Below are 26,938 nucleotides of genomic sequence, written 5' to 3' on the forward strand. Positions count from 1 at the left end.
CGCCGCTCCCCCCGGTGCGTCGGACCGGCTTGCGGGGACACCGGCCGGCACGGCAGGGTCGGGGTGTGCCGACTCTGTTGATCGTTCATCACACGCCCTCTCCCCACTGCCAGGCGATGTTCGAAGCGGTTCTCTCCGGTGCCACGGCCCCGGAGATCGAGGACGTCCGAGTGGTACGGCGGGCGGCCCTGTCCGCCACCGCCGGCGACGTCCTGGAAGCCGACGGCTATCTTCTCGGCACCCCGGCGAACCTCGGCTACATGTCGGGGGCGCTCAAGCACTTCTTCGACCAGGTCTACTACCCGTGCCTGGACACCACCCGGGGCCGGCCCTTCGGCTACTACGTGCACGGCGGCAGCGACGTCACCGGGGCGGTACGGGGCATCGAATCCGTCACGAAGGGCCTCGGCTGGCAGCGCGCCGCGGACGCCGTGACCGTCACGGGCGAACCCGACAAGGCCGCCGTCGAACGGTGCTGGGAACTGGGCGCCACGCTTGCCGCCGGCCTCATGGACTGACGTCCGGGCCGCGCCGGCCCTCCCCGCCGCGCTCACCGCGCACGGAGTGGCCGGAGACCGGCGGCGAGATTGTGGGAGCGCTCCCATTCGGTGCAGGATGCCGGGCATGACCTCGCCTCCCTCGATTCGTCCGTACCGCCGCGAGGACCGGCCGGCCCTCGACGACATCTGCGTCCGCACCGCGCACAACGGGCGGGACAGCCGCCCCTTCTACCGGGACCCGAGCATCCTCCCGGCCGTCTTCGCCGCCCCCTACGTGCATCTGGAGCCCGGACTGGCCTTCGTCCTGGACGACGGGCAGGGGCGTGCGGTCGGCTACATCCTCGGGGTCGCCGACACGGAGCGCTTCGCCCGGGAATTCCGGACCGAGTGGCTGCCCCTGGTCGCCGACCGCTATCCCGAGCCGTCCGGGCCGCCGGCCGCTTTGGACGAGGAGACGGCCTGGCTCCTGCACCACCCCGAGCGGATGTCCGTCCCCGAACTGGCCGCCCATCCGGCTCATCTGCACATCGACCTGCTCCCCGACTGGCAGGGCCTCGGCCACGGCCGGGAGCTGATGCGGGCGCTCCTCGAAGCGCTGGACGACCGCGGGGTGCCGGCGGTCCATCTCGTCATGGCGAAGGCCAACAAGCCCGCCAGGGCGTTCTACGACCGGATGGGCTTCCATGAGATCGAGGCACGCGTCGGCGATTCCGTCACCTGCCTCGGCCGCTCGACCCGGGACCGCGGCCGGCTGTGACGGAGAGGTCGCGGCCGGCTTCGGGCGGCCGTGACCTCTCCGTGCGTCGAACGGTGTCGAACACGCCATGGCCGCTGCGGAAGTGGCGCAAACGGGTGTTGCCGCTCCGCTTCATGGGGCGCAGCCTGTGGTTCTGGGAGCGCTCCCACGAGTGTTCCCGTATGCGCTCCGGCGCGCATGCCTCCGCGCCCGCGCCTCCGCACGCGGCACTTCGGTGTCCGTGCGTCCCCCCACCAGGAAGAAGGAGATCATGAATTGGCATGGTCATGACCTACGTGTACGTATCGCATCGCGTCCCTCGCTCGTCCTGAGCGTCCTCGTCGCCACGCTGCTGTGCCTGGTCCCCTGGAGCGGCACCGCGGCCGCGCACGGCTCGGTCGTCGACCCGGCGTCCCGCAACTACGGTTGCTGGCTGCGCTGGGGAAGCGACTTCCAGAACCCGGCCATGGCGGACGAGGACCCCATGTGCTGGCAGGCGTGGCAGGACAACCCCAACGCCATGTGGAACTGGAACGGCCTCTACCGCAACGGCTCCGCCGGTAACTTCGAAGCCGTGATCCCGGACGGGCAGCTGTGCAGCGGCGGACGGACCGAGGGCGGCCGCTACGACTCCATGGACACGGTGGGCGACTGGCAGGCCGGCGATGTGGACGACAATTTCACCGTCCAGTTGTACGACCAGGCGAGCCACGGCGCGGACTACTTCCGCGTCTACGTCACCCGGCAGGGCTTCGACCCCACCACCCAGCCGCTGACCTGGGACGACCTCGAACTGGTGGCCACCACCGGCTCATACGGTCCGAGCCAGAACTACTCGATCCCGGTGAGCACGTCCGGCTACAGCGGCCGCCACGTCGTCTACACGGTCTGGCAGGCCTCGCACATGGACCAGACGTACTTCCTGTGCAGTGACGTGAACTTCGGCTGACCAGCCGTTCCTCGCACTGCCCGGCCCCCGGAGTCCCCGCCGTACACGCCGAGTCGGGCGGGACCCGGGGGCTCGGGTGTGCCCGGGGGTTCCTGAGATTCTTCGAAGAAACCGTGAGGCACTTGAACACGGCGCGGAGCACCTACGTATGAGGCGTGGGAATTTCATGCCCCCCCCCGCGACTGAAGCGTAGGAGTACTGCCTTGGCACGCAACACACGCAGACGCCCCCGAGGGCCCCAGCGCGCGACCTTCGCGGCGGTCGCGCTGATCCTGGGCGGAGGGGGGTTGATGGCGGCCAATGTCTACGCTTCCGCGACGGAGGACGACGCCGACGGAGCCGGTCGGACGCGGGTTCTCGGTGGCGCCACCATCGACTGCCCCGACGTGGGGACCAACCTGACCACGGTCCCCGAGAAGGCGCGGCCGGCCGTCGACAAGGAACTCGCGGCGCTGGACGAGCAGATCGCCCAGGCCTATCAGCGCCTGGCGGAGTCCGCCCCGGCCATTCAGCAGGACCCCGGCGTCGCCGGCGAGAAGGTGATGGGCCCGCTCGAGGAGGAGCGCACCGCGACCCTCGACCGCATCTCGGGCGCCATGGAGCAGGAGGGCGACCGCCCCGAGGGCCTCGGTGAACTCGCCGACTGCTCCGTGGTCGACTCCGGCAACGCGTCCGCCCAGCCCGGTGGGGGCCAGGGCGGGAACGGCCAGGACGGGAACGGTCAGGAGGGCGGACAGGGAGAAGAGGGCGCGGAGGGCGAACAGGGCGGCGACGAGGGCGCCGGCCAGGAGCAGGGCGGCGGAAACGGCGGCCAGGCGGGCAACGGGCCCGTCGCCGCGGACTTCGTGGACATCCAGAGCATCCAGCCCAACGTGGCCAAGCCCGCCGACTCGGCCGACGCCTCGAAGGGCACCTTCGTCAGCAGCTGCGGCGTCAACGAGAACGGCCTGTTCAACTCGGACAACGTGATCGCCGCCCCGGGTGTCACCAACGGCGCGCACCACTTCCACGACTACATCGGCAACCAGGCCACCAACGCCTTCTCCAGCGACGAGGAGCTGGCGGCGGCCGACACCACCTGTGAGGACCAGGGCGACAAGTCGTCGTACTACTGGCCCGTGCTGCGACTGCAGAACGGCACCGAGGAGCAGGACGCCGATTCCCCCGGTGGCGGCATCGAGGGCAACGCCGGCGAGATCGTGACCCCCAAGGAGGTCACGCTGACCTTCGTGGGCAACCCGCAGGGCGAGGTCACGGCCATGCCGAGGCTGCTGCGCATCATCACCGGTGACGCCAAGTCCTTCGTCAACGGCCCCGCCAACGCCAACGCGTCCTGGAGCTGCACCGGCTTCGAGGACCGGCAGCTGGCGGACAAGTACCCGCTGTGCCCGCAGGGCAGTGACGTGGTCCGCACCTTCGACTTCCAGAGCTGCTGGGACGGCCGCAACATCGACAGCGCCAACCACCGTACGCACATGGCGTTCGTGGACGCCCAGGGCAACTGCCCGTCCGGCTTCACACCCGTGCCGCAGTTGGTCCAGCGCATCGTCTACGACGTCGACGCGCCGAGCCTGGACGACGGCGGAGCGACGACCCCGCTGTTCGCCGTGGACTCCTTCCCGGAGCAGCTGCACAAGCCGGGCACCGACCACGGCGACTTCATCAACGTCTTCGAAGAGGATCTGATGCAGGAGATGGTCGACTGCATCAACAGCGGCCGCGCCTGCGGCGCCGGCGGCGGCGAGCAGCCGGGTGAGAACCCGGACGGGGAGCCCACCGAGGCGCCCGAAGCCCCCGACGAGGGCGGTGACGACAACGGAGGCAATGACAACAGCGGTGACGACGGTGCCGGGCAGCCGGGCGACAACGGCGGTAACGACAACGGCGGTAACGACAACGGCGGCGACCAGCAGGAGAATCCCTCGGAGCCCCCGGCCGACACCCCGGCCACCGAGGAGCCCCCGGGTGACGGCGCCACCGTGCCGCCCGGCGACGAGCAGCCCGAGGTCCGGGCCTCGGCCAACGGCGACGACGCGGCAGGCACTGGCCGGAACGACGACGGAGCCGGCCAGGCGACCCCGGGCGTGGGCACGGCGACCAACGACGGCGGACAGCAGGCCGCTGCCGCGGACGCCACCGGGCCGCAGGCCGTGAACGGTGGTCTGGCCGACACCGGAGCACAGCTCTGGCCGGCGGCGGTGGGCGCGGCCCTGCTCGTCGCGGGCGTCGTGCTTCTGCGTCGCGTGCGACGCACCTGATCATCCACACCACGGCTCGGCCGATCCGGCACGGTGGGGCCGAACCCGGACGTCCCGCCGGGTGAGGTGAGGGCGCGGTACGACGGCGGCAGGTCCCCGGGAACCTGCCGCCGTCGCATGCCCGGCACCCGGGTGTCGGTGCCGCCCGGCCCCGCCCACTGCCCGGGCGTCCGGGACGGCGCCGGCAGGTCCTCGCCCTCCGTATCGATGTGCGGCAGGACCCGGTCCAGCCGGACGAGGCGCTCCGGGGCCTGTGGTCCGTGAGGTCAGGGCCCCGCCGCCCGGCGATACGCCGTGAGCAGCAGCGCCACGTCGTCCGGCCGGTCCTTTGCCCTGCGGGCCGTCCTGACCAGCTTGTCGGCGAGCTCCTCCACCGAGTCCGTACCGCTGTGCGCGAGCGTGCGGCGAACCGCCTCGATCCCGGTCCCGATGTCGCTGCCGGGCTGCTCCACCAGCCCGTCGGTGTACAGCACGAGGACGCTGCCGGGCGCCAGGGTGAGCGCCGTGACCGGATAGAGCGCGCTCGCCTCGACGCCCAGCATCACGCCGCCGACGAGATCCAGGGTCTCGGTCCGGCCGTCGGGGTGGCGCAGCAGCGGCGGCGGATGGCCGGCGCGGACCGCGAAGGCACGGCCGGTGTCCGGATCGAGTTCGACGTAGCAGCAGGTGGCGAAGGCGTCCGCCTCCAGATCGGCCAGCAGCCGGTTGGTGTGCGTGATGACCTCCTGCGGCGGGTTCCCGCTGGCCGCGAAGGCGTGCACGGCACTGCGCAGCTGCCCCATGACGGCCGCGGCCTGGACGCTGTGCCCCTCCACGTCCCCGATCACCAGCGCCACCCCGCGCTCGGTCCTGATCACGTCGTACCAGTCGCCGCCGATGGCCATGCCCTGGGTCCCCGGCAGATAACGGCCGGCGCTGACCAGCCCTTCGATCGAGGGCAGCCGGTGCGGCAGCAGCCCCTCCTGCAGGCCCCGCGCTACGGCGGACTCCTCGTCGTACAGCCGGGCCCGCTCCAGCGCCTGGGCTGCCAGCCCGCTCAGCGCGGTCAGCGCGGACCGCTCGTCGGCAGTGAACCGGTGAGGGGTCTCCCAGCCGAGGATGCACGAGCCGACCGGACGGCCGGACGCGACCAGCGGCAGGAACGACCAGGCTGCCATCCGGTCCAGGGAGATCCCCGGATACGCGCTGCTCAGCGCCTCCGGGGAGTCGAAGAACAGCGGGAGCCGCGTGGTCAGGGCATGCACGCCGGGCAGCTCCGTTTCGAGGGGGACGCCCTCGAACGCGTTGAGGAAATCCTTCGGATAGCCGGACTCCCACAACAGGTACATCCGTTCGTCGCGGACCGTGTACAGAGCCAGCTCGCGGGCCCCGAACGCGGGTAGCAACTGCTCGGCCACCGCCCGGCACACGTCCCTGACGGTGACGGCCTCGGTGAGCACACTGGCCATCTGCACGACGTGGTACAGCGCCCCCGCGCGGGGTGCGGCGACCGCCCCCGGCACCGGTGCGGCGGGATCCGCGCCGGGCGGGGCGTCCCCCGCCGCACCGCCGGAGGCCCGCCCCAGGGCTGTTCCGGGGTCCGCTGCGGCTTCGGACACCGGCCCGGCCGCGGTTCCGGCGGGCGGTCCGGTGCGGAAGACACGGCCGGTCAGACCGTGCACCCCGGGGTAGAGGACGAAGCCCAGCCAGGCACCGTCCGGGTCCCGTACCGGATAGGACACCGGCTCCTGCGACAGCATCGCCGCGCGGTAACGGTCCTCGTAGTCCGGGTCGCGCAGCCAGGTGATCACCTGCCAGGGATAGTGGCCGAGCAATTCGTCCCGACCGCGGCCCAGCAGCTCCACACAGCGCTGATTGACATAAGCGACCCGGCCGTCCTGGTCGAGCGAGAACAGCCCGTCGGGCAGCCGCTCGGCGGCCTCCACCGCGGTGACCCCGCCCGCCGCGTCGACGAGCGCCCCCACCAGGAGCCCGCCCGCCGGCCCCGCCCGTACGACATGCCCCCACAGCTCCACCGGCCGGTAGCGGAACCGGCCGTCCTCCGCGCTCTCGTCCAGCACCCGGAAGTGCCGTGACCTGATCCGCAGACCCGCCCTCGCGTCGCTCCGGCACGCCCTCAGCTCGTGCAGGTCGTCCGGGGACACCTGGGCCTCGATGTCCGCCGTGGTGCCGCCGAAGTCCTCCCGGGCGAGCCCGAGCAGCGCCAGCGCCTCGTCGTCCGCCCACCACCGGTCACTGTCCAGATCCCACTCGACCATGCCGAGCCGCAGAGTGTGGGCCGGCGGGGTGGGCAGCCGCACGCTGACCGGCTGGTCGTCGTACTCGGTCCGGTACGCCACGGCTTCCGCGGCCGCCGACGTGCCGGTGTCCGCGTCCGTGGGGGCGGGGGCGGGGGCGGGGACACGCCGGACGAACTCGGTCAGACGCTCCTCCATGCTCCGTCCCGCATCGTGCAGTACGCGCGCCACCGCCGCCGCGCCCATCGGTTCCCGCGTCGCCGACCGCAGCACGACTAGGACTCCGACGGTCTCCCCGTCCACCGCCACCGGCTGGTAGGCGGAGGCGAACGAATACGGCAGCGCGGCGGTGAACTGCGGGAAGCGCAGCATCGTCGCCCGCTCGTCCGGCAGCCACAGCCGCCCGCCCGAGCGGTACGCCTCGGCCATCGGCAGCGCGCCACCCACCGGCACCCGCCACCAGGGTTTCAGCAGAGACCGCGGCACTCCGGCCACCACGCACAGCACCAGCGAACGCCGGTCGGGCGACCGCAGGTACACCAGGCCGCCATACCCGCCGAGGGCCTCGACCGCCGCCACCACGGGCTGCGCGAGCACGTCCTCGATCCGCTCCGCGTCGCCGGCCCCGCCCGGAGCCGGGCCGGGACCGGGCCGGTCTCCGGCCGGTACGGCGGCTGCCTCTTCCATCTCGCGTCCTCCCGGTGCGGACGCACAGGACGTCATTCGCTCCCCACCAGGATGTGCCATGCCCGGTGCTCCGGCGCGGCGGGGAACGGCCCCGGGCCCGTCCCCAAGGCGCCCGGCACGAACCGGACGCGCTGTGGACGTGCCCCGGGTGTGAACGGTATCCGGCCCGAAGAGCGCAACCTTTGGGCGAACCCGGTCGTCTCACCTGATATCAGCAGGATGCAACCCCTGGGGGTATAAAATCATGCAAACCAGAACCACCTGCGTGACCCTGGCGCTCGTGGGCGCCGCGCTGAGTGCGGCGGTGGTCCCCGCCGTCGCCGCCCCGGCCGTCGCTCCGGCGGCGACAGCCTCGTCCGCGGTGTGCCCCACCGGCTGGGGCAGCCAGGCCAAGAGCGACACGGCCGACACCGCCACGACCACAGTGGTGCGCGATGTCAGGACCGGCCGCCACGACTGCTACGACCGGATGGTCGTCGATCTGCCGGGCGCGGGCGGCAGCGACAGCGCCGTCGGGTACACGGTCCGGTACGTCGGCCGGCTGTACCAGGACGGATCCGGCATCCACGTCCCCGTCGCCGGCGGCGCCGTCCTCGAAGTGCGGGTGGCCGCACCGTCCTACGACCCCGAGACCGGCGATCCCACCTATCCGGCACGCGCGGGACAGCCGCTGCCGGGAGTGAACCCGGCCGGGTACCGCACCTTCAGGGACGCCCGGTTCGGCGCCAGCTTCGAGGGCGACACCCAGATCGGGCTCGGCGTGCGCGCCCGGCTGCCGTTCCGGGTGCTGCAGCTCCAGGACCGTCTTGTCATCGACGTCGCCCACAACTGGACGGGCGCCCGCTGACTCGCCGCACCGCCCGGCCGGAGCGGACGCGGGGCAGGTCCACAAGCCATGCCTCCGCTCCGGTACGGGCGGCGATTGTCAGTGGTGGATGCCACCCTGCCGGTATGGACGAGCTGGAGTTCATGCGCGGCCGGGTCTACGGGGCGGACCACGACGATCCGGGACCGCGCGACGGGCGGTTGTACGTGGAGCTGGCCGGCGGGCCGCTGGACGGCCTGCTGCTGGACATCACCGACCGTTCCGAGACGGAACTGCGCGGCGGTGTCGGGCTGCCCACCGAGATAGGCCGCTACGGCGCGGGCGGCCGTGCCCTGTACGTGCCCCGCGCCGGGAGCGGGAGTGTGTTCGACTGGAGGGGGGACGTCCCGTGAGGCTCGAGACCCGAGGTGCGGAGGGAAGACATGAGGCGTGCGCCGTGATGTCGCGGCTCGCGGGTACCGGAGGGGGAGCGGGGCAGACGTAGGGGCAGGCGACGTCGTGGGGCGTCGGCCGGTCGTGCGCCGGCCGGTCGTGCGCCGGTCGGCGGTCGCGGGCGCAAGGAGGCGGTGCGAGCCATGGGACTCCTCTCGGACAACGGCCGCGTGCTGCGCGACCGGATCGGTGATGCGATCTTCTCCCGGGTGGCGGGACCGGACGGCCCCGAGAACCGGGCCCGTATCCACGGCACGCCCGGCCCGCGCTGGTTCGGTCCCGAGCGCCCGGTCCGGCAGGTGCACGGGGACGCCTCGATGTTCATCGGAGGGCTGTCCGCGCTGCTGCTCCAGTCGCTCCATCCCCTGGCCATGGCCGCTGTCGCGGGGCACTCGGGGTTCCGCGGCGACCCCTGGGGGCGCCTCCAGCGGACCAGCACCTTCCTCGCCATGACCACCTACGGTCCGGCCGACAGCGCCCAGCGGGCCGTCGACCGGGTACGTGCCGTGCACGAGACCGTGCACGGCATCACCCCCGACGGTCAGGAGTACTGCGCCGCCGACCCCCATCTGCTGTGCTGGGTCCACATCGCGGAGGTCGACTCCTTTCTCCGTGCCCACCAGCGCTTCGGCGCCCGGCCGCTGGACGCCGCCGGCTGCGACGCGTACGTCGAGGACATGGCATGCGTCGCCACCGCGCTCGGCGTACCCGACCCACCGACGAACCGAGCCGAGCTCACCGACCGGCTCGCCGCCTACCGGGGCGAACTGCGCGCGACCCCCGAGGCACGCAGTACGGCGCGCTTCCTGCTGCTCAACCCGCCCGTGCCCGTCCTCGCGCGGCTGCCGTACGGCGCCCTCGCAGCGGGCGCGGTGTCCCTGCTGCCGGTCTGGGCCTCGCGCGCGCTGCGGCTGCCCCGGGTACCGCCCGCCGAGGACGTGCTCGTCCGCCCGCTCGGCACCGCCGTCACCGCCGGCATCCGCTGGGCCCTGGCGTCCGGTGAGCGCGCACGGAGCGGGCAGGAGGGCCGACTGCCGGGACCGTGGCAGGGCACCGCCGGTTGACATGCCCGACCGTGGGCACTCGGTGCCGGCCGGTGCGCCGAGGGCTCACACGTCCGGCGCGTTCGTGCGGTTCTGCCCCCGGGAGGTCGTCGTGGCGGTTCGTCATCGTCTGATCAGAACGACCCCGCAGACCGTCTGGGAGGCCCTCGCGGACGGCAGGCGCCATGCGGACTGGGTGGTGGGAACCTCGTCGTCCGAGCCCGTGCGGGGGCAGTGGCCCCAGCTCGGGTCTGCGATCCGCTACGAGACCCGGACCGGGCCCCTCCGCCTGGCCGGCGAGACGGTCGTCCGGCGCTGCGAGCGGGGCGAGGCACTGGAACTCGAAGCGTGGGAGGGCCCGCTCGGCACGGCGCGGATCGCCGTCCGGCTGCGGCCCTGGGGGAACGAGTGCCTGGTGACCGTCGACAGGCATCCTTTGCGGGGTGCCGACGGCGGACTGCGCCGTGCGGCCGCGAAGGCGCTGATCCAGATCCGCTACGGCGCCATGCTCGCCAGGCTGGCAAAGGCCTGCGAGGCCGACGCCGCCGAGTGGGAACGCCGCCGCCCGCTCGGCCAGGTCGTCGTGCCGGAGCCCGGCCGCACCGGCGCCTGAGCCCGGGACGCGCCCCCTGGTGCCCTGACGCCCTGGTGCTTCGGCCGGCCGGGCCTTCGAACTGCCGGGCCGCCACCGCTCAGAGCGGAGGCGATGAAGGCGACGGTGTCGCGTCCTGGACGGCGCGGTGGACGGCGCGTGCCAGCCGTGCGCCCCACGGGGAGCGGGGTCCGGCGAAGGCGTGCGGCGTCTCGCCGGGAGAGGGAGTGCGGGCGGCGACGCACACCGCGTCGGTGGGGGTGCCCGAACAGTCGTGACCGGCCTCCACCAGGGCCTGCACCTTCGCCTCCGTCGCGGTGGCCACCGCGTTGACCAGGGCGGCGTCGGTGAGGGGCACCGGCAGGGCCACCACGATGTTGATCGTGCCCGGCGCGTGCGCGTCCTCCGTGCCGTCCTCCCCGGTCGCCCTCCCGGCCTCGGGGACCGCCGCCCAGCCCCGTACGTCGACGCCCGACGTGACGATCGCCTCCGCGCCCCCGTCGTGCGCGTGGGCGTAGGACGCGACGTCGGCGGCCGTCATCAGACCGACCCCCAAACCGAGCGCTCCCGCGCCGGTGGCGAGGTCGGCGAGGTGACGGTCGGGGTCGGTGCGGCGGTAACCGTGGGAGACCTGGGCGTTGAGGACCCAGGACCGCTCGCCGATGCCGCCGCCCAGGACCGCGCTGCTGATCATCCTCATGCCAGGCCCGGGGATCCACAACAGGGCGTGCAGTGGTCCGCCGTCCTCGACACGGGTCAGGCGGCGCGGGCACAGCAGGCCGGTGGAGGTGGGGGGCGGGAGGACGGCGGTCACCGGACGGAACTCCTCGGGCGGATCGGGGTCGGCCGATCGTACGTCGGGGTGACCGCCCCGCCCACAGGAGGCCCGCTCAGCGCTCCGCTTCCGTCTCCGGTGCCCCCTGTGGCCGCGGCCCCCGGAAGCAGGCGGTGACGGACTTGCCGTGCGGGCAGGGGCGGGTCTCCCACTCGTCGGCCAGGGCGTCGACGAGAAGCATGCCGCGTCCCCCGGTGCCCTCCGTCCCCGGGCTGCGACGGGCCGGCAGCTCGGCCGAGGTGTCATGGACGGAGATGTGCAGACAACGGTCGTCGCGGGACAGGGTCAACTGGGCGTTGCTGTGGGCGTGCCGGTGCGCGTTGGTGACCAGCTCCGACACGGTCAGCAGCACGGCGTCCGCCGTCTCGGGCGCCGTGGTGGTCCAGCCCAGGGTGTCGAGGTACTCACGGGCCCAGTCGCGCGCCGCCTTCACCTCGGCGCCCAGCGGCAGAGTACGCGCCCAGCCCACTGCGCGTACCGACGATCCGTCCATGAGAGTCCTTCCTGATCACGCCCGCGCGGCTCGGACCTTCCCGGCCACCGGACCGCGCCGACGGCGGCGGAGCCGGTCAGCGGCGACCGCCGCGGAGCTTGCCCAGCAGCCGCTGCGCCTGCGCCCGGCGCCGGGGATCGGCCGCGGCACGCCGTGCCTGTTCGGTCGCGCGCCGCCCCTGAGGGCTTTTGGCGAACCGCCTGATGCGCTCCACGATGCCGGCCATGAGGGCTCCTTCCACGGGACCGCGCTCCGGTGGCCAGGTCGGCCGTCCGGTGATTGCTCGGCGGTCCCTTCTCGGTCTCTTGTCTCGTCTTCGTCCTTGCCGGTTCCTTCCCCTTCACCTACCCGCTGAAGGCGTACTCAGCCCTGCGGACGGCGGGACGGTCTCACGTCTGCTTCAGCGGCTCGTACACCTCGGACGCCAGCCCGAACGTCCACGCCACTCCCTCCCGCGCGGTCCGTGTCGTCGGCGGCACCCGGAGCCAGTACGTGCGGTGGGTGCCGTCGGGCTCCGGCGTGGAGTTGACGACCTCCACCATCACGACCGCCTCGTCGCCGTCGAGTTCGACCCGCCAGAGGGTGCCCGTCTCGTCCCGGTGGACGGGCTGCGCCCCGGAATCGGTCAGGTAGCGGTCGTAGCCGTAGTACTCGAGCATCACCCTGCGCAGTTCGGCGTTCTCCTCGGCCCGGATCCGCTCCGGCGTGAGGGCGCGCAGTTCCTCCAGGAAGGCACGCTCCACCGGCATGCCGCGCCAGGCACACAGGGCGAACCCGTCGGGGAACTCCAGCGCTGGGCCGTCCCCGTGGTCCAGCCTGCCCGCCTCGTCACGGTGCAGGGCGACCGGGCGCTCGCACACCACCGCCACCTTCTCGAACGGCCACCACCAGCCGGCGCTGCGGCACACCTGGGCCGGACCGTCGAGCGGGGACGGGCCGTCGGCGTCCAGGGCGGCCAGCCACGGCGCGTCGTGCTGCCCGAGCAGCGCGTCCAGCAGAATCAGTCGTATCTCCGTACGGGCGTCTGCGTCGTCGGCCGCGAGATCGTCGAGCACCCCGGTGCGGATCCGGTCCACCAGCGTCTGCGTGGAGTCCCAGAGGGCACCGCCGGTCGCCGACCAGTGGCGCGCCCAGCCGGCCGCGCCCAGCCGGGCGTGCAGACGCGCGCGTTCGGCGGCCCAGGGCGCCGTGCGCACCGCCTCGCGCACGCTCGCCCCGAAGTCCGTGCCCTGCCGCACCAGCGTCACGCCCTCGCGCGGCGAGCCGGCCCAGACCACCCGCTCCGGCTCCGGCAGCCCGGCCCGCCGGTACGCCAGCCGGACGCCCTCCTCGGCCGCGGTCCGGTCGGCGCGCACCGCGCTCGCGGCCCACACCCGCCAGCGCCCCGGGCCGCCCTCCGCGCGGTCCCCGCCCGCCGCCGGTGCAAGGCCGCCGGTCACGGCCGCCACCCCGTTCTTCCGCTCCGTCGTCGTCATTCCCAACGTCCCCTGTCGCGCTGCTCGTTCGGTCCGTGCTTCTTGGTACCGCTTGTCCGGTGCTTGTCGTCCCTGCCGCTCAGTCGGCGACGATCCGTACCGAACCGGGGATGTACTCGCGCTGCCGGATCACGCGGTACCACCCCTTCGGCAGCGGGATCGTCGCGTGCTCCTCGTGCACCACCCGGCCGCCCTCGGGCAGATGCAGCAGCAGCGGTCCGAAGGGGCCCGGCTCGCTGACCAGTTCGCCCTTGCCGACGACCGCGTGCGCATGCCCGGTGACCTCTCCCAGGGCCAGCACGAGCCGGCCCCGGACATCGCGCGGCTCCTTGGGCGCGTCGGGGACGTGCGCGGGTACCGCCTCGTCCGCGACGGGCACGATCAGCACGTCTCCCTGCCGGTACATGGATCTCCCCTCCACCCCGGCGCACGGTGCCCCGGAGTCCATGCGAGGACCGTACGAGCCACCACTGACAACGCACCTTCCGAGGCCCTCCGCCGGGTCTTGTCAGTCGCTGTTGGTAGAACTGCTGCACGCACCGTCAAAGGGCCGCTCCCGGCCCGGGTTCCGTGACGGCGCCGGACCTTCCACCAGCACTCGTCCCTCACCCGCATCACACGTCAGGAGCGGCTCGCATGACCATCGGTGGCAACCTCGAGAAGCTGTACGGCCTGCCCGCCTTCTCCTTCCCCGGACCGTCCGGGACGACGACGGGGCTGCCCGAGCCCGACGCGGTGGCCTGGCGGATCGCCACCGGCTCGTACGACGCCGAGGAGGCGTGGGAGGCGGCCTTCGCCCGGTTCTGCGCCCACGTCGACACGACCAGGGTGCGGGCGCTGATCGTCGGCGCCTGGGAGGACGCGTACGACTCGGCCCCGTCCGGGATCATCCAGGCGCTGCTGGCCGCGCGTGACCGCCTGCCCGCCCTGCGGTCGGTGTTCCTCGGGGACATCACGTTCGAGGAGTGCGAGATCTCCTGGATCAACCAGACCGACGTCACCCCCCTGCTGGCCGGCTTCCCCGCCCTGGAGGAGTTCGGGGTGCGGGGCGGCCAGGGGCTGGGGTTCCCCGCTCTGCGCCACGAGGCGCTGCGCTCGCTGACCATGGAGACCGGCGGTCTCCCGGTGGAGGTCGTCCGGGGCGTCGGGGCCAGTGAACTGCCCGCGCTGGAGCACCTCGATCTGTGGCTCGGCACCTCGTGGTACGGCGCAGACAGCGAGGCCGCCGATCTGGAGCCGATTCTGTCCGGTGACCGCTTCCCGCGCCTGCGCCACCTCGCCCTGCGCAACAGCGAGATCCAGGACGAGGTCGCCGCCGCCGTGGCGTCCGCCCCGGTGGTCGCCCGCCTCGAGGTGCTCGACCTGTCCATGGGCACCCTCAGCGACGACGGCGCCGTCGCTCTCCTCGGCGGTCAGCCACTGACGCATCTGAAGAAGCTCGACCTGCACCACAACTACCTCAGCGAGCCCCTCCGGCAACGCCTGAGCGAGACCTTCGCCGCCGCGGGCGTCGAGGTCGACCTCGACCCGGACGACGCCGAGGCGGACGAGGACGACGACGGCACCGTCCACCGCTACGTGTCCGTCGGGGAGTGACGACCGCGTGACGCAGGCCCAGCCGCCTGTCCCGGTACCCGTCCAGGCCGGGGCGCCCGTCTCGGCGGCCGGCCCACCCGTGCGCTTCGCCGTCGTGGGCAACCCGGAGAACCGCAGGGTCGCCCTCTTCGCCGAGGGCGTACGCGCGGCCGGCTTGCCCGCCCCGCGCATCGTGCCCTGGGCCGACGTCCTGCGTGCGGACGGGGCGGACTTCGCGGCCGACGAGATCGTCCGGCTCGACTCGCCCGGCGAGAACCCGGAGGTCGACCGGCTGCTGCGGGACATCCAGGACCCCACGAGGGTCGAGGGCTCGGCACGCGGGTACGCGCGGTTCACCCGGGCGACGCGGGGACTGCGGGGCGGCGTCCGCCTCGACGACACCGACGACCTGGCCGTCCTGTTCGACAAGCGGCGCTGCCACGCGATCCTCGACGCGGCGGACGTCCCCGTGCCCCGGTCACCCACCTCCGGAGAAGACGCGGCACCTGTCCGGGGCTGGGCCGACGTCCGGGCGGTCATGCGCGAGCACCGGATGCCGAGGCTCTTCGTCAAGCTCGCACACGGTTCCTCGGCCTCCGGCGTTCTCGCCGTAGAGTCGTCGGCCGCCGGCCGTATCCGGGCCACCACCTCCGTCGAACTGGCTCCGGACGGAGCCCTGTTCAACTCCCTCAGGCTGCGCCGCTACGAACGCGAGCGGGACATCGCCGCGATCGTCGACACGCTGGCACCCGACGGACTGCATCTCGAACGCTGGCTCCCCAAGGCCGCACTGCGGGGCCGCGTCGCCGACCTGCGGATCGTGGTGGTGGCCGGCCGTGCGACCCACGCCGTGGTGCGCACCAGCAGCTCACCGCTGACCAACCTCCACCTCGGCGGAAGCCGCGGCGACCTGGACGCGGTCCGGGAGGCCGTACGGGCGGGAGGCGGACGCTGGTCCGACGTCCTCGCCGTGTGCGAGCGGGCGGCGGCCTGCTTCCCCCGCACCCTGTGCGTGGGCGTCGACCTGCTCCCGGCCGTCGGCTGGCGCCGGTTCGCGGTCGGCGAGGTCAACGCCTTCGGTGATCTGCTGCCCCGCCTCACGGGCCTGCCGGGCAGCGGAGCGGAGGGCCTCGACACCTACGCGGCGCAGATCGCCGCCGTCCTGCACCGCACCGGCACCGCGGACGCCCCACAGCACCCGAGCCACCGGCACCACCCGCAGCACCCGCGTGATCCACACAGAACAGGAACCACCATCCATGCCAGCGCCTGACCCGACGCCCCCCGCGCGCGCAGCGCGCACCCCGCAGGCCGCAGGCCCCATCACGTCTCCGGCGCCCCGACCACCGGACCGGCACGAGCCCGACATGAGCGGGATCGTCGGCAGCCACGACATCCTGCTCATCACGCTCGACACCCTCCGCCACGACGTCGCCGCCGAACTCGCCGCCACCGGCCGCACTCCGAACCTCGCCCGCCTGCTGCCCGGCGGCCGGTGGGAGGAGCGGCACGCCCCGGGAAGCTTCACCTACGCCTCGCACCAGGCGATCTTCGCCGGCTTCCTGCCGACGCCGGCCACCCCCGGCCCGCACCCCCGTCTGTTCGCGGCACGCTTCGCCGGCAGCGAGACCACGGCCGACGGCACCTTCGTGTACGACACCCCGGACCTGGTGTCGGGCCTGGCGGAGGAGGGCTACCGCACGGTGTGCATCGGCGGAGTCGGTTTCTTCAACCGGCAGGGCCCCCTCGGCTCGGTACTCCCGGGGATGTTCCAGGAGTCCCACTGGGAACCGGAGTTCGGCGTCGCCTCGCCCACCTCGTTCGAGGCCCAGGTGACCCGCGTGGAAGAAGTCGTACGGGAACTGCCCGACGAGCAGCGCCTGTTCCTCTTCGTCAACGTGGCCGCCCTGCACCAGCCGAACTGGTTCCACCTGCCCGGCGCCACCCGGGCCGACGGTGACACCCGCGCGACGCACGCCGCCGCCCTGGAGTACGTCGACCGGCACATCGGCCGCCTCTTCGCCGCCGCGAGCAGCAGGCGCCCCTGCTTCGCCGTCGTCTGCTCCGACCACGGCACCGCGTACGGCGACGACGGCTACACCGGCCACCGCATCGGCCACCCGTCCGTGTGGACCGTGCCCTACGCCCACTTCCTCCTGGACCACACCCCTGCCGAGGCCGCCCGATGACCACCGTCACCAGCCCCCACCCCCGCACCGGCGGCACGCACCCGGCGAGCCCGTACCAGAACTACGTCTACGCCTACCCGCACAAGACCGCCTACCGGCGGCTCCCCGACCGTCCGCTCCTGCGCGACCTGTGGGCCGCCGAACCCAAGGACGCCCTCTCCCTCTACCTGCACATCCCGTTCTGCGAGGTCCGCTGCGGCTTCTGCAACCTCTTCACCCGCATCGGCGCCTCCGACGGCCTCACCGGCGCCTACCTGGACGCCCTGGACCGGCAGGCGACCGCAGTGCGCGAGGCCCTGGGCGAGCAGAACGGCGTGCGGTTCGCCACCGCGGCCTTCGGCGGCGGCACCCCCACCTTCCTCACCGCCGCCGAACTCGAGCGGCTCTGCGACATCGCCGAACACCGCATGGGCGCCGACCTGCGTGCCGTCCCCCTCTCGGTGGAGGCCTCGCCCGCCACGGCCACCGCCGACCGGCTCGCGGTCCTCGCAGCGCGCGGCACCACCCGGCTGAGCCTCGGCGTCCAGAGCTTCGACGACACCGAGGCCCGCGCCGCCGTACGCCCGCAGCGCCGCGCCGACGTCGAGGCGGCCCTCGGCCGCGTCCGCGACGCGCGCATCCCCGTCCTCAACATCGACCTGATCTACGGCATCGACGGCCAGACCGAGCGGAGCTGGCTGCGTTCCCTGGACGCCGCCCTGGCCTGGCACCCCGAGGAGCTCTACCTCTACCCGCTCTACATACGCCCCCTGACCGGCCTCGGCCGTCGCGCGCCGGAGACCGACCCGGTCTGGGACGAGCAGCGGCTGCGCCTGTACCGTCTGGGCCGCGACCACCTCCTCGCCCGCGGCTACACCCAGCAGTCCATGCGCATGTTCCGCCGCGCCGACGCCCCGCCGCAGGGCGCCGACGACTACGCCTGCCAGACCGACGGCATGATCGGTCTCGGCTGCGGCGCCCGCTCGTACACCGCCGGCCTGCACTACTCCTTCGACTACGCCGTCGGCATGCACGAGATCCGCGGCATCATCGACGACTACGTCCTGCGCCCGGCCGCCGACCTGGCCCGAGCCGAGTACGGCCGGGTGATCGGCACCGACGAGGCCCGCCGCCGTCACCTCATCCAGTCACTGCTCCAGGTGGACGGCCTCGACACCGCCGACTACCGGGCCCGGTTCGACAGCACGCCCCGGGACGACTTCGGCACCGAACTGTCCCGGTTCGCCGACCGCGGCTGGCTGGCGGACGGCGGCCCGCGCGCTCCGTTGCTGCGGCTGACCCCGGAAGGGCTCGCCCACTCCGACGCCATCGGACCGGAGCTGTTCTCCCCGGCCGTCCGGACCGCCATGGCCGCCTACGAGCGGAAGTGAGACCCCACCCCATGAACCACCTCATGACCAGCCCTTCGAACGGCCCCCTGGACCTGACCGTGCTCTACCGCGGTCCGCTCGCCTCGTGCGACTACGACTGCCCGTACTGCCCCTTCGCCAAGCGCCGCGACAGCCGGGAGCAACTGCGCGCCGACCGTGTCGCCCTGGAGCGGTTCACCCACTGGGCCACCGCGCAGACCGGCGACCGCCTCTCCCTCCTCTTCACCCCCTGGGGCGAGGGCCTGGTCCGTTCCTGGTACCGGCGCGCCCTGACCGAACTCTCCCACCGGCCGCACATCCGCCGGGTCGCCGTCCAGACCAACCTCAGCTGCCGTACCGACTGGCTCGCCGACGCCGACCTCGACACCCTCGCCCTGTGGTGCACCTACCACCCGGGGCAGACCCCGTACGACCGCTTCCTGACCAAGAGCCACGAACTGGCCCGCCTCGGCGTCCGGTTCAGCGTCGGCATCGTCGGCCTGTCCGAACACCTGGAGCCGGCCCGGCGGCTGCGCGCCGAACTGCCGGACCAGGTCTACCTGTGGGTCAACGCCGCCGAGGGGCGCACGTACGACGACGCCGAGGCGGACGTGTGGACGGCACTGGACCCACTGTTCGGCTACAGCCGCCGCCCGCACGCCAGTGCGGGCCGGCCCTGCCGCACCGGGGAGTCCGTGATCTCCGTCGACGGCGAGGGCACGGTCCGCCGCTGCCACTTCGTCCGCACCGAACTGGGCAACCTCTACGACGGCAGCTACCGGCAGGCCCTGGCCCCACGCGCCTGTCCCCTCACCAGCTGCGACTGCCACATCGGCTACGTCCACCTCGAGACGCTGCCGCTGTACGACGTGTTCGCGGGCGGTGTCCTGGAACGAGTCCCGGCGAAGCCCGCGCGACGTGGATCGGACGACGGGGTGGGTTTGCCGCGGGACTCAGCGGCAAGTCGGTGTTCATGAGTGAACAGAACAAGAACCCGAATCAGAAGACCACCTCCACCCGGGCCGCCGCGGCCAAGGCCCAGAACGCCACGGAGAAGGCGACCGCTCCCGCCGAGCGGGCGGCAGGCGGCGTCGCCACCAAGGTGGGTGACGCGGCGTCAGTGGCCAAGTCGGGCGCCGAGCGCGCGGCCGGAGCGGCGAACGGCGCCGTGCAGAGCGCGGCCAAGGGCGTCGAGGCGGGCCGTAAGGCGGTCGTCGCCACCTCGGGTCAGGTCGCCACGACCGCGGTGACCGCCTGGACGGTCCTCTCCAACCGCAAGCTCGTCGCCGCCGGTGTCGGAGCCGGCCTGACCGTACTGAGCGCCGCGTCCTACGCGGTGGGCCGTCGCGCGGAACGCCACGCCCACGGTCCTCTCACGCGGATGACCGGCGGACGCATCTGACCCGGGGCGGGGCGGGGCGGGCGGGTCCACTCGCGCGGTGCGGCCTCGAAGAGGAAGGATGTGTCCGCAAGCGCAGAATCAACCCCTGCCAAGGAGTGGGCACATGCAGCACGAGCGAGCGGGCGGTCCGGCCGGTCCCGAGGATCTCGTCGACGTCGCCCGGCTGGTCACGGCGTACTACGCGGTGCACCCGGACCCGGAGGACGCGGGGCAGCGCGTCGCGTTCGGGACGTCCGGGCACCGCGGCTCGTCCCTGGCGGGCGCGTTCAACGAGGACCACATCGCCGCGACCAGCCAGGCCATCTGCGAGTACCGAGCCGAACAGGGCACCGACGGCCCGCTCTACCTGGGCGCCGACACCCACGCGCTCTCCGAGCCGGCCAGGGTGACCGCTCTGGAGGTGTTCGCCGCCAACGGTGTCACGGTGCTCATCGACAGTGCCGACGGCTACACGCCGACCCCCGCGGTCTCGCACGCGATCCTCACCCACAACCGCGGCCGCGCCACCGGCCTCGCGGACGGCGTCGTCGTCACCCCGTCCCACAACCCGCCCGCCGACGGCGGCTTCAAGTACAACCCGCCCAGCGGCGGCCCCGCGGGTTCGGAGGCGACCACCTGGATCCAGGACCGGGCGAACGCCCTGATCCGTGACGGTCTCAAGGGTGTCCGGCGCATTTCCTACGCCCGTGCCCTCGCCGCCCCCGGCACCGGTCGTCACGACTTCCTCGGAACCTACGTCGCCGACCTGCCGGGGGTGCTGGACCTGGACGCGATCCGGACGGCCGGCATCCGTATCGGGGCCGACCCGCTGGGCGGGGCGTCCGTCGCCTACTGGGGCCGTATCGCCGAGCAGCACGGCATCGACCTCACCGTGGTCAATCCCCTCACCGATCCCACCTGGCGGTTCATGACGCTGGACTGGGACGGCAAGATCCGCATGGACTGTTCGTCGCCGCACGCCATGGCCTCCCTCATCGCGCAGCGGGACCGCTTCGACCTCGCCACCGGCAACGACGCGGACGCCGACCGGCACGGCATCGTCACCCCGGACGCCGGCCTGATGAATCCCAACCACTACCTCGCCACAGCCATCCAGTACCTCTACGCGCACCGCGAGCAGTGGCCGGCCGGAGCCGGCGTGGGCAAAACACTGGTGTCGTCCGCGATGATCGACCGGGTCGCCGCCGACCTGAAGCGCGAACTGGTCGAGGTGCCCGTCGGCTTCAAGTGGTTCGTCGACGGGCTGGCGGGCGGCACTCTCGGCTTCGGTGGTGAGGAGTCCGCCGGCGCCTCCTTCCTGCGCCGCGACGGTTCGGTGTGGACCACCGACAAGGACGGCATCCTCCTCGCGCTGCTCGCCTCCGAAATCACCGCGGTCACCGGGAAGACGCCCTCCGAGCACTACGCCGCGCTCACCGCCCGCTTCGGCGAGCCCGCCTACGAACGGATCGACGCCCCGGCGACCCGGGAGGAGAAGGCCCGCCTGGCCAAGCTCTCGCCCGCGCAGGTCACCGCCGACACTCTCGCCGGGGAGGCGGTCACCGCGGTGCTCACCGAGGCCCCCGGCAACGGCGCGTCCATCGGCGGCATCAAGGTGACCACGGCCAACGCCTGGTTCGCGGCCCGCCCGTCGGGCACCGAGGACGTGTACAAGATCTACGCCGAGTCCTTCCAGGGACCCGGCCACCTCCGCCGGGTGCAGGAGGAGGCCAAGGCGGTGGTGCTGTCGGCACTGGGGGGCTGACGGGTTGCGCGCCGGGCGGGGGCCGGCGGCGCGTCAGCCGGCCTGTACCGCCGACGTGGTCGGGGACGGGGAGGCGGGGCCGGACGGAACGGACGTCGCCGTGGGAAGCTCCGCGGGGACGTCCTCCGACTGCTGCAGCACCGTGTCGCCGGGTCCCTGGTCCGGGGCGCCCGCGCCGGTGGACAGCTGGGACCACGCGCCCAGGGCCAGCGCGATCGCGGCGGCCGTGCCGATCACCCGGCAGACGCGGCGCGCTCTGGCCCGCCCGTCCAGGTCCCGCCACGACGGGCCCTCCCACGGGTCGTCGGGGTGCCAGAGGTCACCGACGGCGCCCGTACTGCCGGCCCCCGGTCCCTCCGCGTGTCCGCGGGCCGGCCGCGGCTGCCACCCCGACACCCGCTGCAGGGCGGAGGGTTCGACGGGGGCGGTGGCGCGGATGGCGCGTTCGTTGTCCGTGAGGAACCGCTGCCAGACCTCGTCCGGCACCGACGGCGTCCCGTCCCCGTCCTCCGGTGTCTCGCCGTCAGGTCGCTGCGCGGTCACGTCCGTTCGTTCCTCTCCGGTGCGGGAGCCCGCCGACGACACCACGGCTCACTCGCACCAGGACCCCGGGCAGGATCATCCCACAGCACGAAATCGCCGGGCCAGGGGCCCGGCGCCCCGGATGCCCTCGTCCGGACCGGTGGGACCCGATTGTGCAAAAGGTCAGAGGCGGGGCCGGGACGTGGCTCGACAGCGCTGGGGCAGGTCATGACCGACGGGAAACCGCCGACGAGCCAGACCGTGTCGTCCCGCACGCCGGGCGCGGGCCTGCTGCCGCTGATGGCGGTCGGCCCCGGCGGCCCGAGGCCGAGCGCCGTCTTCGCCTCGATGGGCGGCGCCGAGGAGTTCTACGTCTCCTGCTTCCAGGAGTCCGGCCGTGCCGAGGCCGAGATCGAACCGGACGTACGCGGCTGGCCGGCCGGCTTCTACGCGGCACTGTCCGCCGACACCATGCCCGCTGCGGACGCTCCGGGGCCGTACTTCGCCGCTCCGGGCGGCACCCCGCGCGACCGGGTTTCCACCGGCCCGCGGCCCGCCTGGCTCGGCGAGGCCGACCTCGACGTCCACGCCGAGGAGTTCGAACGCACCGGGACGAGCGGAGCCCTGGCCCGTTACCGGAACATGGACCGCGACCGGGAGGACCTCGCCGGCCGCACCGGCGCACCTCTCACCCAGCCGTCCCTGTTCGTCGGCGGTGGTATGGACGCGTCCACGGCCTGGATGGGCGACGCCATCAAGGCCTTCCCCGTCACACTCCCCGGGCTGCTGGCCTCCCGCATCCTCGACGACTGCGGCCACTGGGTCCAGCAGGAACGGCCCGAGGAGACCAACGCGATCCTCACGGACTGGTTCGCGGCGCTGCAGGCAGCCTGAGCGTGCGGGAGCGGACGGCCGGGCTTCAAATATGCATGCTAAATTCCTATTTAAGAGGCTCCGCGCACAGGACGCACAGGACGGTGACACCCGATGACGGCAGACGGCGGCGACCCCACCCCCGAGCACGGTGACGACGACCCGCTGCCCCGGATGCTGTGCGACACGGCCGCGCTGGCGGCCCTCGGGGACGCGCCGGCCGGCGCCCTGTGGCGGCTCGCGGAGTCCGGCCGGCAACTCGACGCCAACGTCGTACGCATCCCGCCCGGCCGGCAGGTCGACACGCACCGGGAGCCCGACCTCGACGTCCTTCTCCTCGTTCTGGCCGGCGAAGGCTCACTGACCGCACCCGACGGCACGCAGCCCTTGCGCGCGGGCACCCTGACCTGGCTCCCGCACGGCTCCACGCGCGCGCTCGCCGCCGGCACCCAGGGACTGACCTACCTGACCGTGCACCGCCGCCGCCCCGGCATGCGGATCAAGTCCCCCGGCGCGGCGGCACCTTCGGCCGGCCGGCCCCACAGGCGGTGACCGGACGCGTCTTTCGTCCGGAGGGTGTAACTCGAGCCAACAAAGTGATAACAGCAGACAACTTCTGAACGCTTCAAGCGGTCTAGTCCGCCATGAAGATCTCTTTCCTGATCCACAACGCCTATGGCATCGGAGGCACGATCACCACCACGTTCAACCTCGCCGCCGCGCTGGCCGAAGGGCACGACGTGGAGATCGTCTCCGTGCTGCGGCACCGGGAGCATCCCCACCTCGCCCCGCACCCCGACGTGCGGCTGCGGCCCCTGGTGGATCTCAGGCAGGAGAAGGACGACCCCCGGCACCGAAGACCGGCCAAGGTGTTCCCCTCGGCCGAGTACCGCCACCACCAGTACAGCGAGCTGACGGACCAGCGGATCGCCGCGTGCCTGGAGTCCATCGACGCCGACGTGGTCATCGGGACCCGGCCGGGACTCAACGTGCACCTCGCGCTCCAGGCCCCGGAGCACGTCGCACGGGTCGGCCAGGAGCACCTCACCCTGGACAACCACCCGCCCCGGCTGCGCACCGTGCTGCGCCGCGCCTACCGCCGCCTCGACGTGCTCACCACCGTCACGGAGGCGGACGCCGACTCCTACCGGCGCAAGATGCGGCTGCCCGGCGTACGGGTGGAGGCCCTGCCGAACAGCGTCCCCGACCCCGTCCTGCCCGCCGCCGACGGCACCGCCAAGGTGGTCGTCGCGGCCGGCCGGCTGGTCCCCGTCAAGCGCTACGACCTGATCATCCGGGCGTTCGCCCGGGTCGTCGCCGCCCACCCCGACTGGCAGTTGCGCATCTACGGCAAGGGCGAGGAACAGGCCGCGCTGCGCCGCCTGATCGAGTCGCTCGGCCTGTGGAACAACGTCTTCCTCATGGGCGCGGCGACCCCGATGGAGGCCGAGTGGGTCAAGGGATCCATCGGCGTGGCCGCGTCCAACTTCGAGCCGTTCGGCATGACCATCGTGGAGGCGATGCGCTGTGGACTGCCGGTCGTGAGCACCGACTGCCCCTACGGCCCCGGCGAGATCATCAAGGACGGCGTCGACGGCCGGCTCGTGCCCGTCGGTGACGCCGACGCCCTCGGCGCGGCCCTGCTGGAGCTCGTCGGCGACGACGAACGCCGCCGCCGCATGGGCAGGGCAGCCCTCGACAACGCCCGCCGCTACGCCCCCGGCCCCGTCGTGGCACAGGCGGAACGCCTCGCCGGAGAGGCCGTGGCGGCCAGAAGCACCGGCCGGCGCCCCGCACCGGAAGAGGGCCGGGCCCACCGGACCCTGTCCGGCCAGGGGCACGCCGCCGCCGACCTCGCCCTCGCCGCCGCCTCCGAGGCGCTGCGCACCCTACGGAAGGGACGCCGATGAGCACCGCCGCACAGGGCGCGGGCGCACCGCGCGCCCACTGCACGGTCGACGCCGACGGCCGGACCACCTTCCGTGTCGCACTCCGCTCGGCCGGACGCCCCCGGCTGGCCCTGGTGCCGAGAACGAGGAAGAACGCGCCGGAACCGCCGACGCACCTCCTCGACCTCGAACCCCACGGCGGCGACGAAGGCGGCCTCCGCGCGGTGCTCGACCCGCTGCCGGCCCTCGCCGAGGGACGCTGGGACGCGTACCTGATGAGGGAACCGGACGCGGTGAGGGAACGGCTGCGCCCCGGCCTGCGGGACCTGCGCGCCCTCGTCGACGGAAGCCTGCGGGAGCGGCCGTCCCCGGTGGCCGTCCGGGTGCCCTACGTCACGAAGGACGGGTTCCTCGCGGTCCGGGCCTGGCTGCGCGCCGCCCACGCCGAGGCCGGCCGCCTCGACCTCGCGGACGGTACGATGACGGTCCACGCACGCCTGCACGGCGCCGAACTCTCCGACGATGCCGCCGCGTTGCTCCGGCTGCGCAGTGACAGGAGCACGACGTGCTCCTTTCCGCTACGGACCGAGGGCGGCGTCTTCTCCTTCACGGCACCCTTCGGGGAGCTGACCGGCAGGACGCCCGGCGACCAGGTCTGGGACGCCTTCCTCCGGCCCGCCGCCGATGCCCCGCTGGTCCGGATCGGTCGGCTCCTCGACGACCTGGCCGACCGCAAGACGGTGTGCGTGTACCCGGCGCTCACCGTCGGCGAAGCCGTCGTGCGCCCGTACTACACCGTCGACAACGACCTCGCCGTCGAGGTGACCGCCGTGCACTGAACCGGCCCCGTTCCGGCGTGTGACGAGCCGCACATGTGGGGGCGGGCCACGTGTTCCGCGTCCCGCCCGCCCTCGTCCGTCCCGGTCCGGCACTGAGGAAGCCCTCGTCACCGGCGCCCGCCCGGCAGCCCCCCGCCCACCCCCGGCAACCCGGCGGAGAAGGCCCCGCGCCCCGCGCGATCGTTATGATGGCCGGTATCGTTCAAACGAACATTCAGGCTCGGGAGGTCTCATGCGGGAGCCGGTCGATCTGCGCAGGCAGCGGATCCTCGCCGCGATCGAGGCCAGGGGATCCGCCCGGGTCACCGACCTGGCCTCCGAACTCCAGGTGTCGGTGGTGACGGTCCGGCGGGACGTCGAGGAACTGGCGCGCGAGGGCCGGCTGCGCCGCGGCCACGGCGTCGTCCGGTCCACGTTGCCGGCCCAGGAGTTCCCGGCCCGCAACCTGCCGGGAGGCGAACTCGGCGAATTCTCCCCGCAGAGCCCTCCGGACGGGGACGCGGTAGCCGTGGTGGTTCCGGAGCGGCACTCGTACCTGTACGAGGCCCTGCACGGCGCCCGCAGCGTGCTGGAGGCGGCCGGCCGGCGCATCGCGCTGCACATCGCACCCCATGTGGCAGGCGCCGAAAGGCCGTTGGTGGAGCGGGCGCTCGCGGACGGCGCCGCCGGCCTCCTTCTGGCCCCGCGCTGGCGGACGCGCGCCGACGAGGAGGCGGACCAGGACTGGCTGGCCGCACTGGACGTGCCCGCGGTACTGATGGAACGGCGACCGTGGCCGGGCAGTGCCCTGCACGCGATGGACTCGGTCTGCTCCGACCACGACTACGGCGCCCGCCTCGCCGTGGAGCACCTGGTGGGCCTCGGTCACCGGCGGTTCGTGTTCGCCACCCGGGAGGACAGCCCCACCGCGCGCACCCTGCGGTCCGCCTTCGCCCGGATCGCCGAGGAGCATCCGCTGGTGGAGGCCGCGGCCTGGACGCTGAGCACCCCGGACGCCGGTCCCGGCGGGCCCTGCCCGGACGCCACGCCCGCAGACCTGTACGCGCGGCTGCGCGCGGTGGGGGCCACGGCCGCGGTGCTGCACGGGGACGTGGACGCGCTGATGCTCGTGCACCAACTGGCGGACAACGGAGTGCGGGTGCCCGAGGACTGCTCCGTCGTGGCGTACGACGACGTGGTGGCCGGACTCGGCACCACACCCCTGACCGCGGTCGCCCCGCCCAAGGCGGAGGTGGGCCGGGCCGCGGCCGAGCTGCTGCTCCAGCGGCTCGGCGCGCCGCGCGGCGCGCCCGCACCGGTGGTCCGGCGCACCGAACTCCTGCCGACGCTGACCGTCCGCGGCTCGACCCGCGTCCTCATGGTGAACAGGGCCTGACCGTACGGACGAACAGGTCGCGCGGGTGACCTCCACGAACAGGCACGGAGGACACCCGTCACACCGAATGAGCGTTTGACCGTTTTACTTTCCTCTGATCGATCTATTGACCGTTTGT

The 26,938-nt window shown here is 73.2% G+C and carries 26 protein-coding genes and 1 pseudogene; 20 read left to right on the plus strand and 7 right to left on the minus strand.

From position 1 onward, the window contains the following. Window positions 1–65 precede the first annotated feature (65 nt). From ACFWVE_RS11150 to ACFWVE_RS11165, 4 genes are all read left to right on the plus strand, one after another. A complete protein-coding gene (locus tag ACFWVE_RS11150) occupies window positions 66–518 on the plus strand; it encodes a flavodoxin family protein (protein ID WP_384010880.1) in 453 nt (150 codons plus the stop codon). Window positions 519–624: 106 nt separating this feature from the next. Beyond that, the gene (locus tag ACFWVE_RS11155; protein WP_384010883.1) at window positions 625–1,257 is read left to right on the plus strand and encodes a GNAT family N-acetyltransferase; all 633 of its coding nucleotides are present in this window, start codon (window positions 625–627) and stop codon (window positions 1,255–1,257) included. Window positions 1,258–1,507: 250 nt separating this feature from the next. Beyond that, window positions 1,508–2,185 (plus strand): lytic polysaccharide monooxygenase, encoded by a 678-nt coding sequence (locus ACFWVE_RS11160; RefSeq protein WP_384010887.1) that lies wholly within the window; start codon window positions 1,508–1,510, stop codon window positions 2,183–2,185. 290 nt (window positions 2,186–2,475) lie between these two features. Beyond that, window positions 2,476–4,443: a DUF1996 domain-containing protein gene (locus ACFWVE_RS11165; protein ID WP_384011072.1), complete on the plus strand. Its 1,968-nt coding sequence runs from the start codon at window positions 2,476–2,478 to the stop codon at window positions 4,441–4,443. 266 nt (window positions 4,444–4,709) lie between these two features. Here the strand turns inward: ACFWVE_RS11165 and ACFWVE_RS11170 are convergent, their stop codons facing one another. Continuing rightward, window positions 4,710–7,367, minus strand: coding sequence for a SpoIIE family protein phosphatase (locus ACFWVE_RS11170; RefSeq protein WP_384010889.1), 2,658 nt, complete (start codon window positions 7,365–7,367; stop codon window positions 4,710–4,712). 244 nt (window positions 7,368–7,611) lie between these two features. Between ACFWVE_RS11170 and ACFWVE_RS11175 the strand changes: the two genes are divergently transcribed. From ACFWVE_RS11175 to ACFWVE_RS11190, 4 genes are all read left to right on the plus strand, one after another. After that, window positions 7,612–8,214, plus strand: a complete 603-nt coding sequence (locus ACFWVE_RS11175; RefSeq protein ID WP_384010894.1) for a hypothetical protein — start codon at window positions 7,612–7,614, stop codon at window positions 8,212–8,214. Between the two features lie 104 nt (window positions 8,215–8,318). After that, window positions 8,319–8,585, plus strand: a complete 267-nt coding sequence (locus ACFWVE_RS11180) for a hypothetical protein (RefSeq protein WP_384010900.1) — start codon at window positions 8,319–8,321, stop codon at window positions 8,583–8,585. A 183-nt stretch (window positions 8,586–8,768) separates the two neighbouring features. Further along, the gene (locus ACFWVE_RS11185) at window positions 8,769–9,689 is read left to right on the plus strand and encodes an oxygenase MpaB family protein (protein WP_384010906.1); all 921 of its coding nucleotides are present in this window, start codon (window positions 8,769–8,771) and stop codon (window positions 9,687–9,689) included. A gap of 91 nt (window positions 9,690–9,780) precedes the next feature. Beyond that, window positions 9,781–10,281 (plus strand): SRPBCC family protein, encoded by a 501-nt coding sequence (locus ACFWVE_RS11190; RefSeq protein WP_384010910.1) that lies wholly within the window; start codon window positions 9,781–9,783, stop codon window positions 10,279–10,281. 79 nt (window positions 10,282–10,360) lie between these two features. Here the strand turns inward: ACFWVE_RS11190 and ACFWVE_RS11195 are convergent, their stop codons facing one another. From ACFWVE_RS11195 to ACFWVE_RS11215, 5 genes are all read right to left on the minus strand, one after another. Continuing rightward, the gene (locus ACFWVE_RS11195; protein ID WP_384010915.1) at window positions 10,361–11,074 is read right to left on the minus strand and encodes an adenosylcobinamide amidohydrolase; all 714 of its coding nucleotides are present in this window, start codon (window positions 11,072–11,074) and stop codon (window positions 10,361–10,363) included. A gap of 76 nt (window positions 11,075–11,150) precedes the next feature. Next, complete coding sequence (locus ACFWVE_RS11200) at window positions 11,151–11,588, minus strand: ATP-binding protein (RefSeq protein ID WP_384010921.1); 438 nt, start codon at window positions 11,586–11,588, stop codon at window positions 11,151–11,153. A 76-nt stretch (window positions 11,589–11,664) separates the two neighbouring features. Next, window positions 11,665–11,814, minus strand: a complete 150-nt coding sequence (locus ACFWVE_RS11205) for a hypothetical protein (protein ID WP_384010925.1) — start codon at window positions 11,812–11,814, stop codon at window positions 11,665–11,667. Between the two features lie 163 nt (window positions 11,815–11,977). Beyond that, window positions 11,978–13,063, minus strand: a complete 1,086-nt coding sequence (locus tag ACFWVE_RS11210; protein WP_384010930.1) for a DUF6745 domain-containing protein — start codon at window positions 13,061–13,063, stop codon at window positions 11,978–11,980. A 79-nt stretch (window positions 13,064–13,142) separates the two neighbouring features. Further along, entirely contained in the window at window positions 13,143–13,469 is a 327-nt protein-coding gene (locus ACFWVE_RS11215; protein WP_384010933.1) for a hypothetical protein, read from the minus strand. Window positions 13,470–13,699: 230 nt separating this feature from the next. Here ACFWVE_RS11215 and ACFWVE_RS11220 point away from each other — a divergent pair, with 230 nt between their 5' ends. The 7 genes from ACFWVE_RS11220 (at window position 13,700) to pgm (ending at window position 21,322) form a co-directional block, all read left to right on the plus strand. Then, entirely contained in the window at window positions 13,700–14,659 is a 960-nt protein-coding gene (locus ACFWVE_RS11220) for an STM4015 family protein (protein ID WP_384010936.1), read from the plus strand. Between the two features lie 7 nt (window positions 14,660–14,666). Continuing rightward, entirely contained in the window at window positions 14,667–15,911 is a 1,245-nt protein-coding gene (locus ACFWVE_RS11225; protein ID WP_384010939.1) for an STM4014 family protein, read from the plus strand. Window positions 15,912–16,005: 94 nt separating this feature from the next. Next, complete coding sequence (locus ACFWVE_RS11230; RefSeq protein WP_384010943.1) at window positions 16,006–16,827, plus strand: STM4013/SEN3800 family hydrolase; 822 nt, start codon at window positions 16,006–16,008, stop codon at window positions 16,825–16,827. Beyond that, window positions 16,824–18,197: an STM4012 family radical SAM protein gene (locus ACFWVE_RS11235; RefSeq protein WP_384010945.1), complete on the plus strand. Its 1,374-nt coding sequence runs from the start codon at window positions 16,824–16,826 to the stop codon at window positions 18,195–18,197. The genes ACFWVE_RS11230 and ACFWVE_RS11235 overlap by 4 nt, the downstream gene beginning before the upstream one ends. Before the next feature lie 47 nt (window positions 18,198–18,244). Further along, a complete protein-coding gene (locus ACFWVE_RS11240) occupies window positions 18,245–19,153 on the plus strand; it encodes an STM4011 family radical SAM protein (RefSeq protein ID WP_384011075.1) in 909 nt (302 codons plus the stop codon). Then, on the plus strand, window positions 19,150–19,578 hold the full coding sequence (locus ACFWVE_RS11245) for a hypothetical protein (RefSeq protein WP_384010949.1): 429 nt from the start codon (window positions 19,150–19,152) through the stop codon (window positions 19,576–19,578). The genes ACFWVE_RS11240 and ACFWVE_RS11245 overlap by 4 nt, the downstream gene beginning before the upstream one ends. 103 nt (window positions 19,579–19,681) lie before the next feature. Next, on the plus strand, window positions 19,682–21,322 hold the full coding sequence (gene pgm / locus ACFWVE_RS11250; protein WP_384010953.1) for a phosphoglucomutase (alpha-D-glucose-1,6-bisphosphate-dependent): 1,641 nt from the start codon (window positions 19,682–19,684) through the stop codon (window positions 21,320–21,322). A 33-nt stretch (window positions 21,323–21,355) separates the two neighbouring features. Here the strand turns inward: pgm and ACFWVE_RS11255 are convergent, their stop codons facing one another. Then, window positions 21,356–21,865 (minus strand): hypothetical protein, encoded by a 510-nt coding sequence (locus ACFWVE_RS11255; protein WP_384010956.1) that lies wholly within the window; start codon window positions 21,863–21,865, stop codon window positions 21,356–21,358. A 264-nt stretch (window positions 21,866–22,129) separates the two neighbouring features. On the opposite strand from ACFWVE_RS11255, the pseudogene ACFWVE_RS11260 reads away from it, so the two are divergent. The 5 genes and pseudogenes from ACFWVE_RS11260 to ACFWVE_RS11280 all read left to right on the plus strand — a co-directional run. Further along, window positions 22,130–22,738, plus strand: a pseudogene (locus ACFWVE_RS11260) (alpha/beta fold hydrolase); the annotation flags it as partial. 93 nt (window positions 22,739–22,831) lie between these two features. Beyond that, window positions 22,832–23,269, plus strand: a complete 438-nt coding sequence (locus ACFWVE_RS11265) for a hypothetical protein (RefSeq protein ID WP_384010959.1) — start codon at window positions 22,832–22,834, stop codon at window positions 23,267–23,269. A gap of 92 nt (window positions 23,270–23,361) precedes the next feature. Next, on the plus strand, window positions 23,362–24,627 hold the full coding sequence (locus ACFWVE_RS11270; protein ID WP_384010963.1) for a glycosyltransferase family 4 protein: 1,266 nt from the start codon (window positions 23,362–23,364) through the stop codon (window positions 24,625–24,627). Continuing rightward, complete coding sequence (locus ACFWVE_RS11275) at window positions 24,624–25,445, plus strand: transferase (protein ID WP_384010968.1); 822 nt, start codon at window positions 24,624–24,626, stop codon at window positions 25,443–25,445. The genes ACFWVE_RS11270 and ACFWVE_RS11275 overlap by 4 nt, the downstream gene beginning before the upstream one ends. A gap of 232 nt (window positions 25,446–25,677) precedes the next feature. Beyond that, window positions 25,678–26,820, plus strand: a complete 1,143-nt coding sequence (locus ACFWVE_RS11280) for a substrate-binding domain-containing protein (RefSeq protein ID WP_384010971.1) — start codon at window positions 25,678–25,680, stop codon at window positions 26,818–26,820. Window positions 26,821–26,938 lie beyond the last annotated feature (118 nt).

It is taken from the genome of Streptomyces sp. NPDC058632 (genome assembly GCF_042717095.1).
GTDB lineage: Bacteria > Actinomycetota > Actinomycetes > Streptomycetales > Streptomycetaceae > Streptomyces.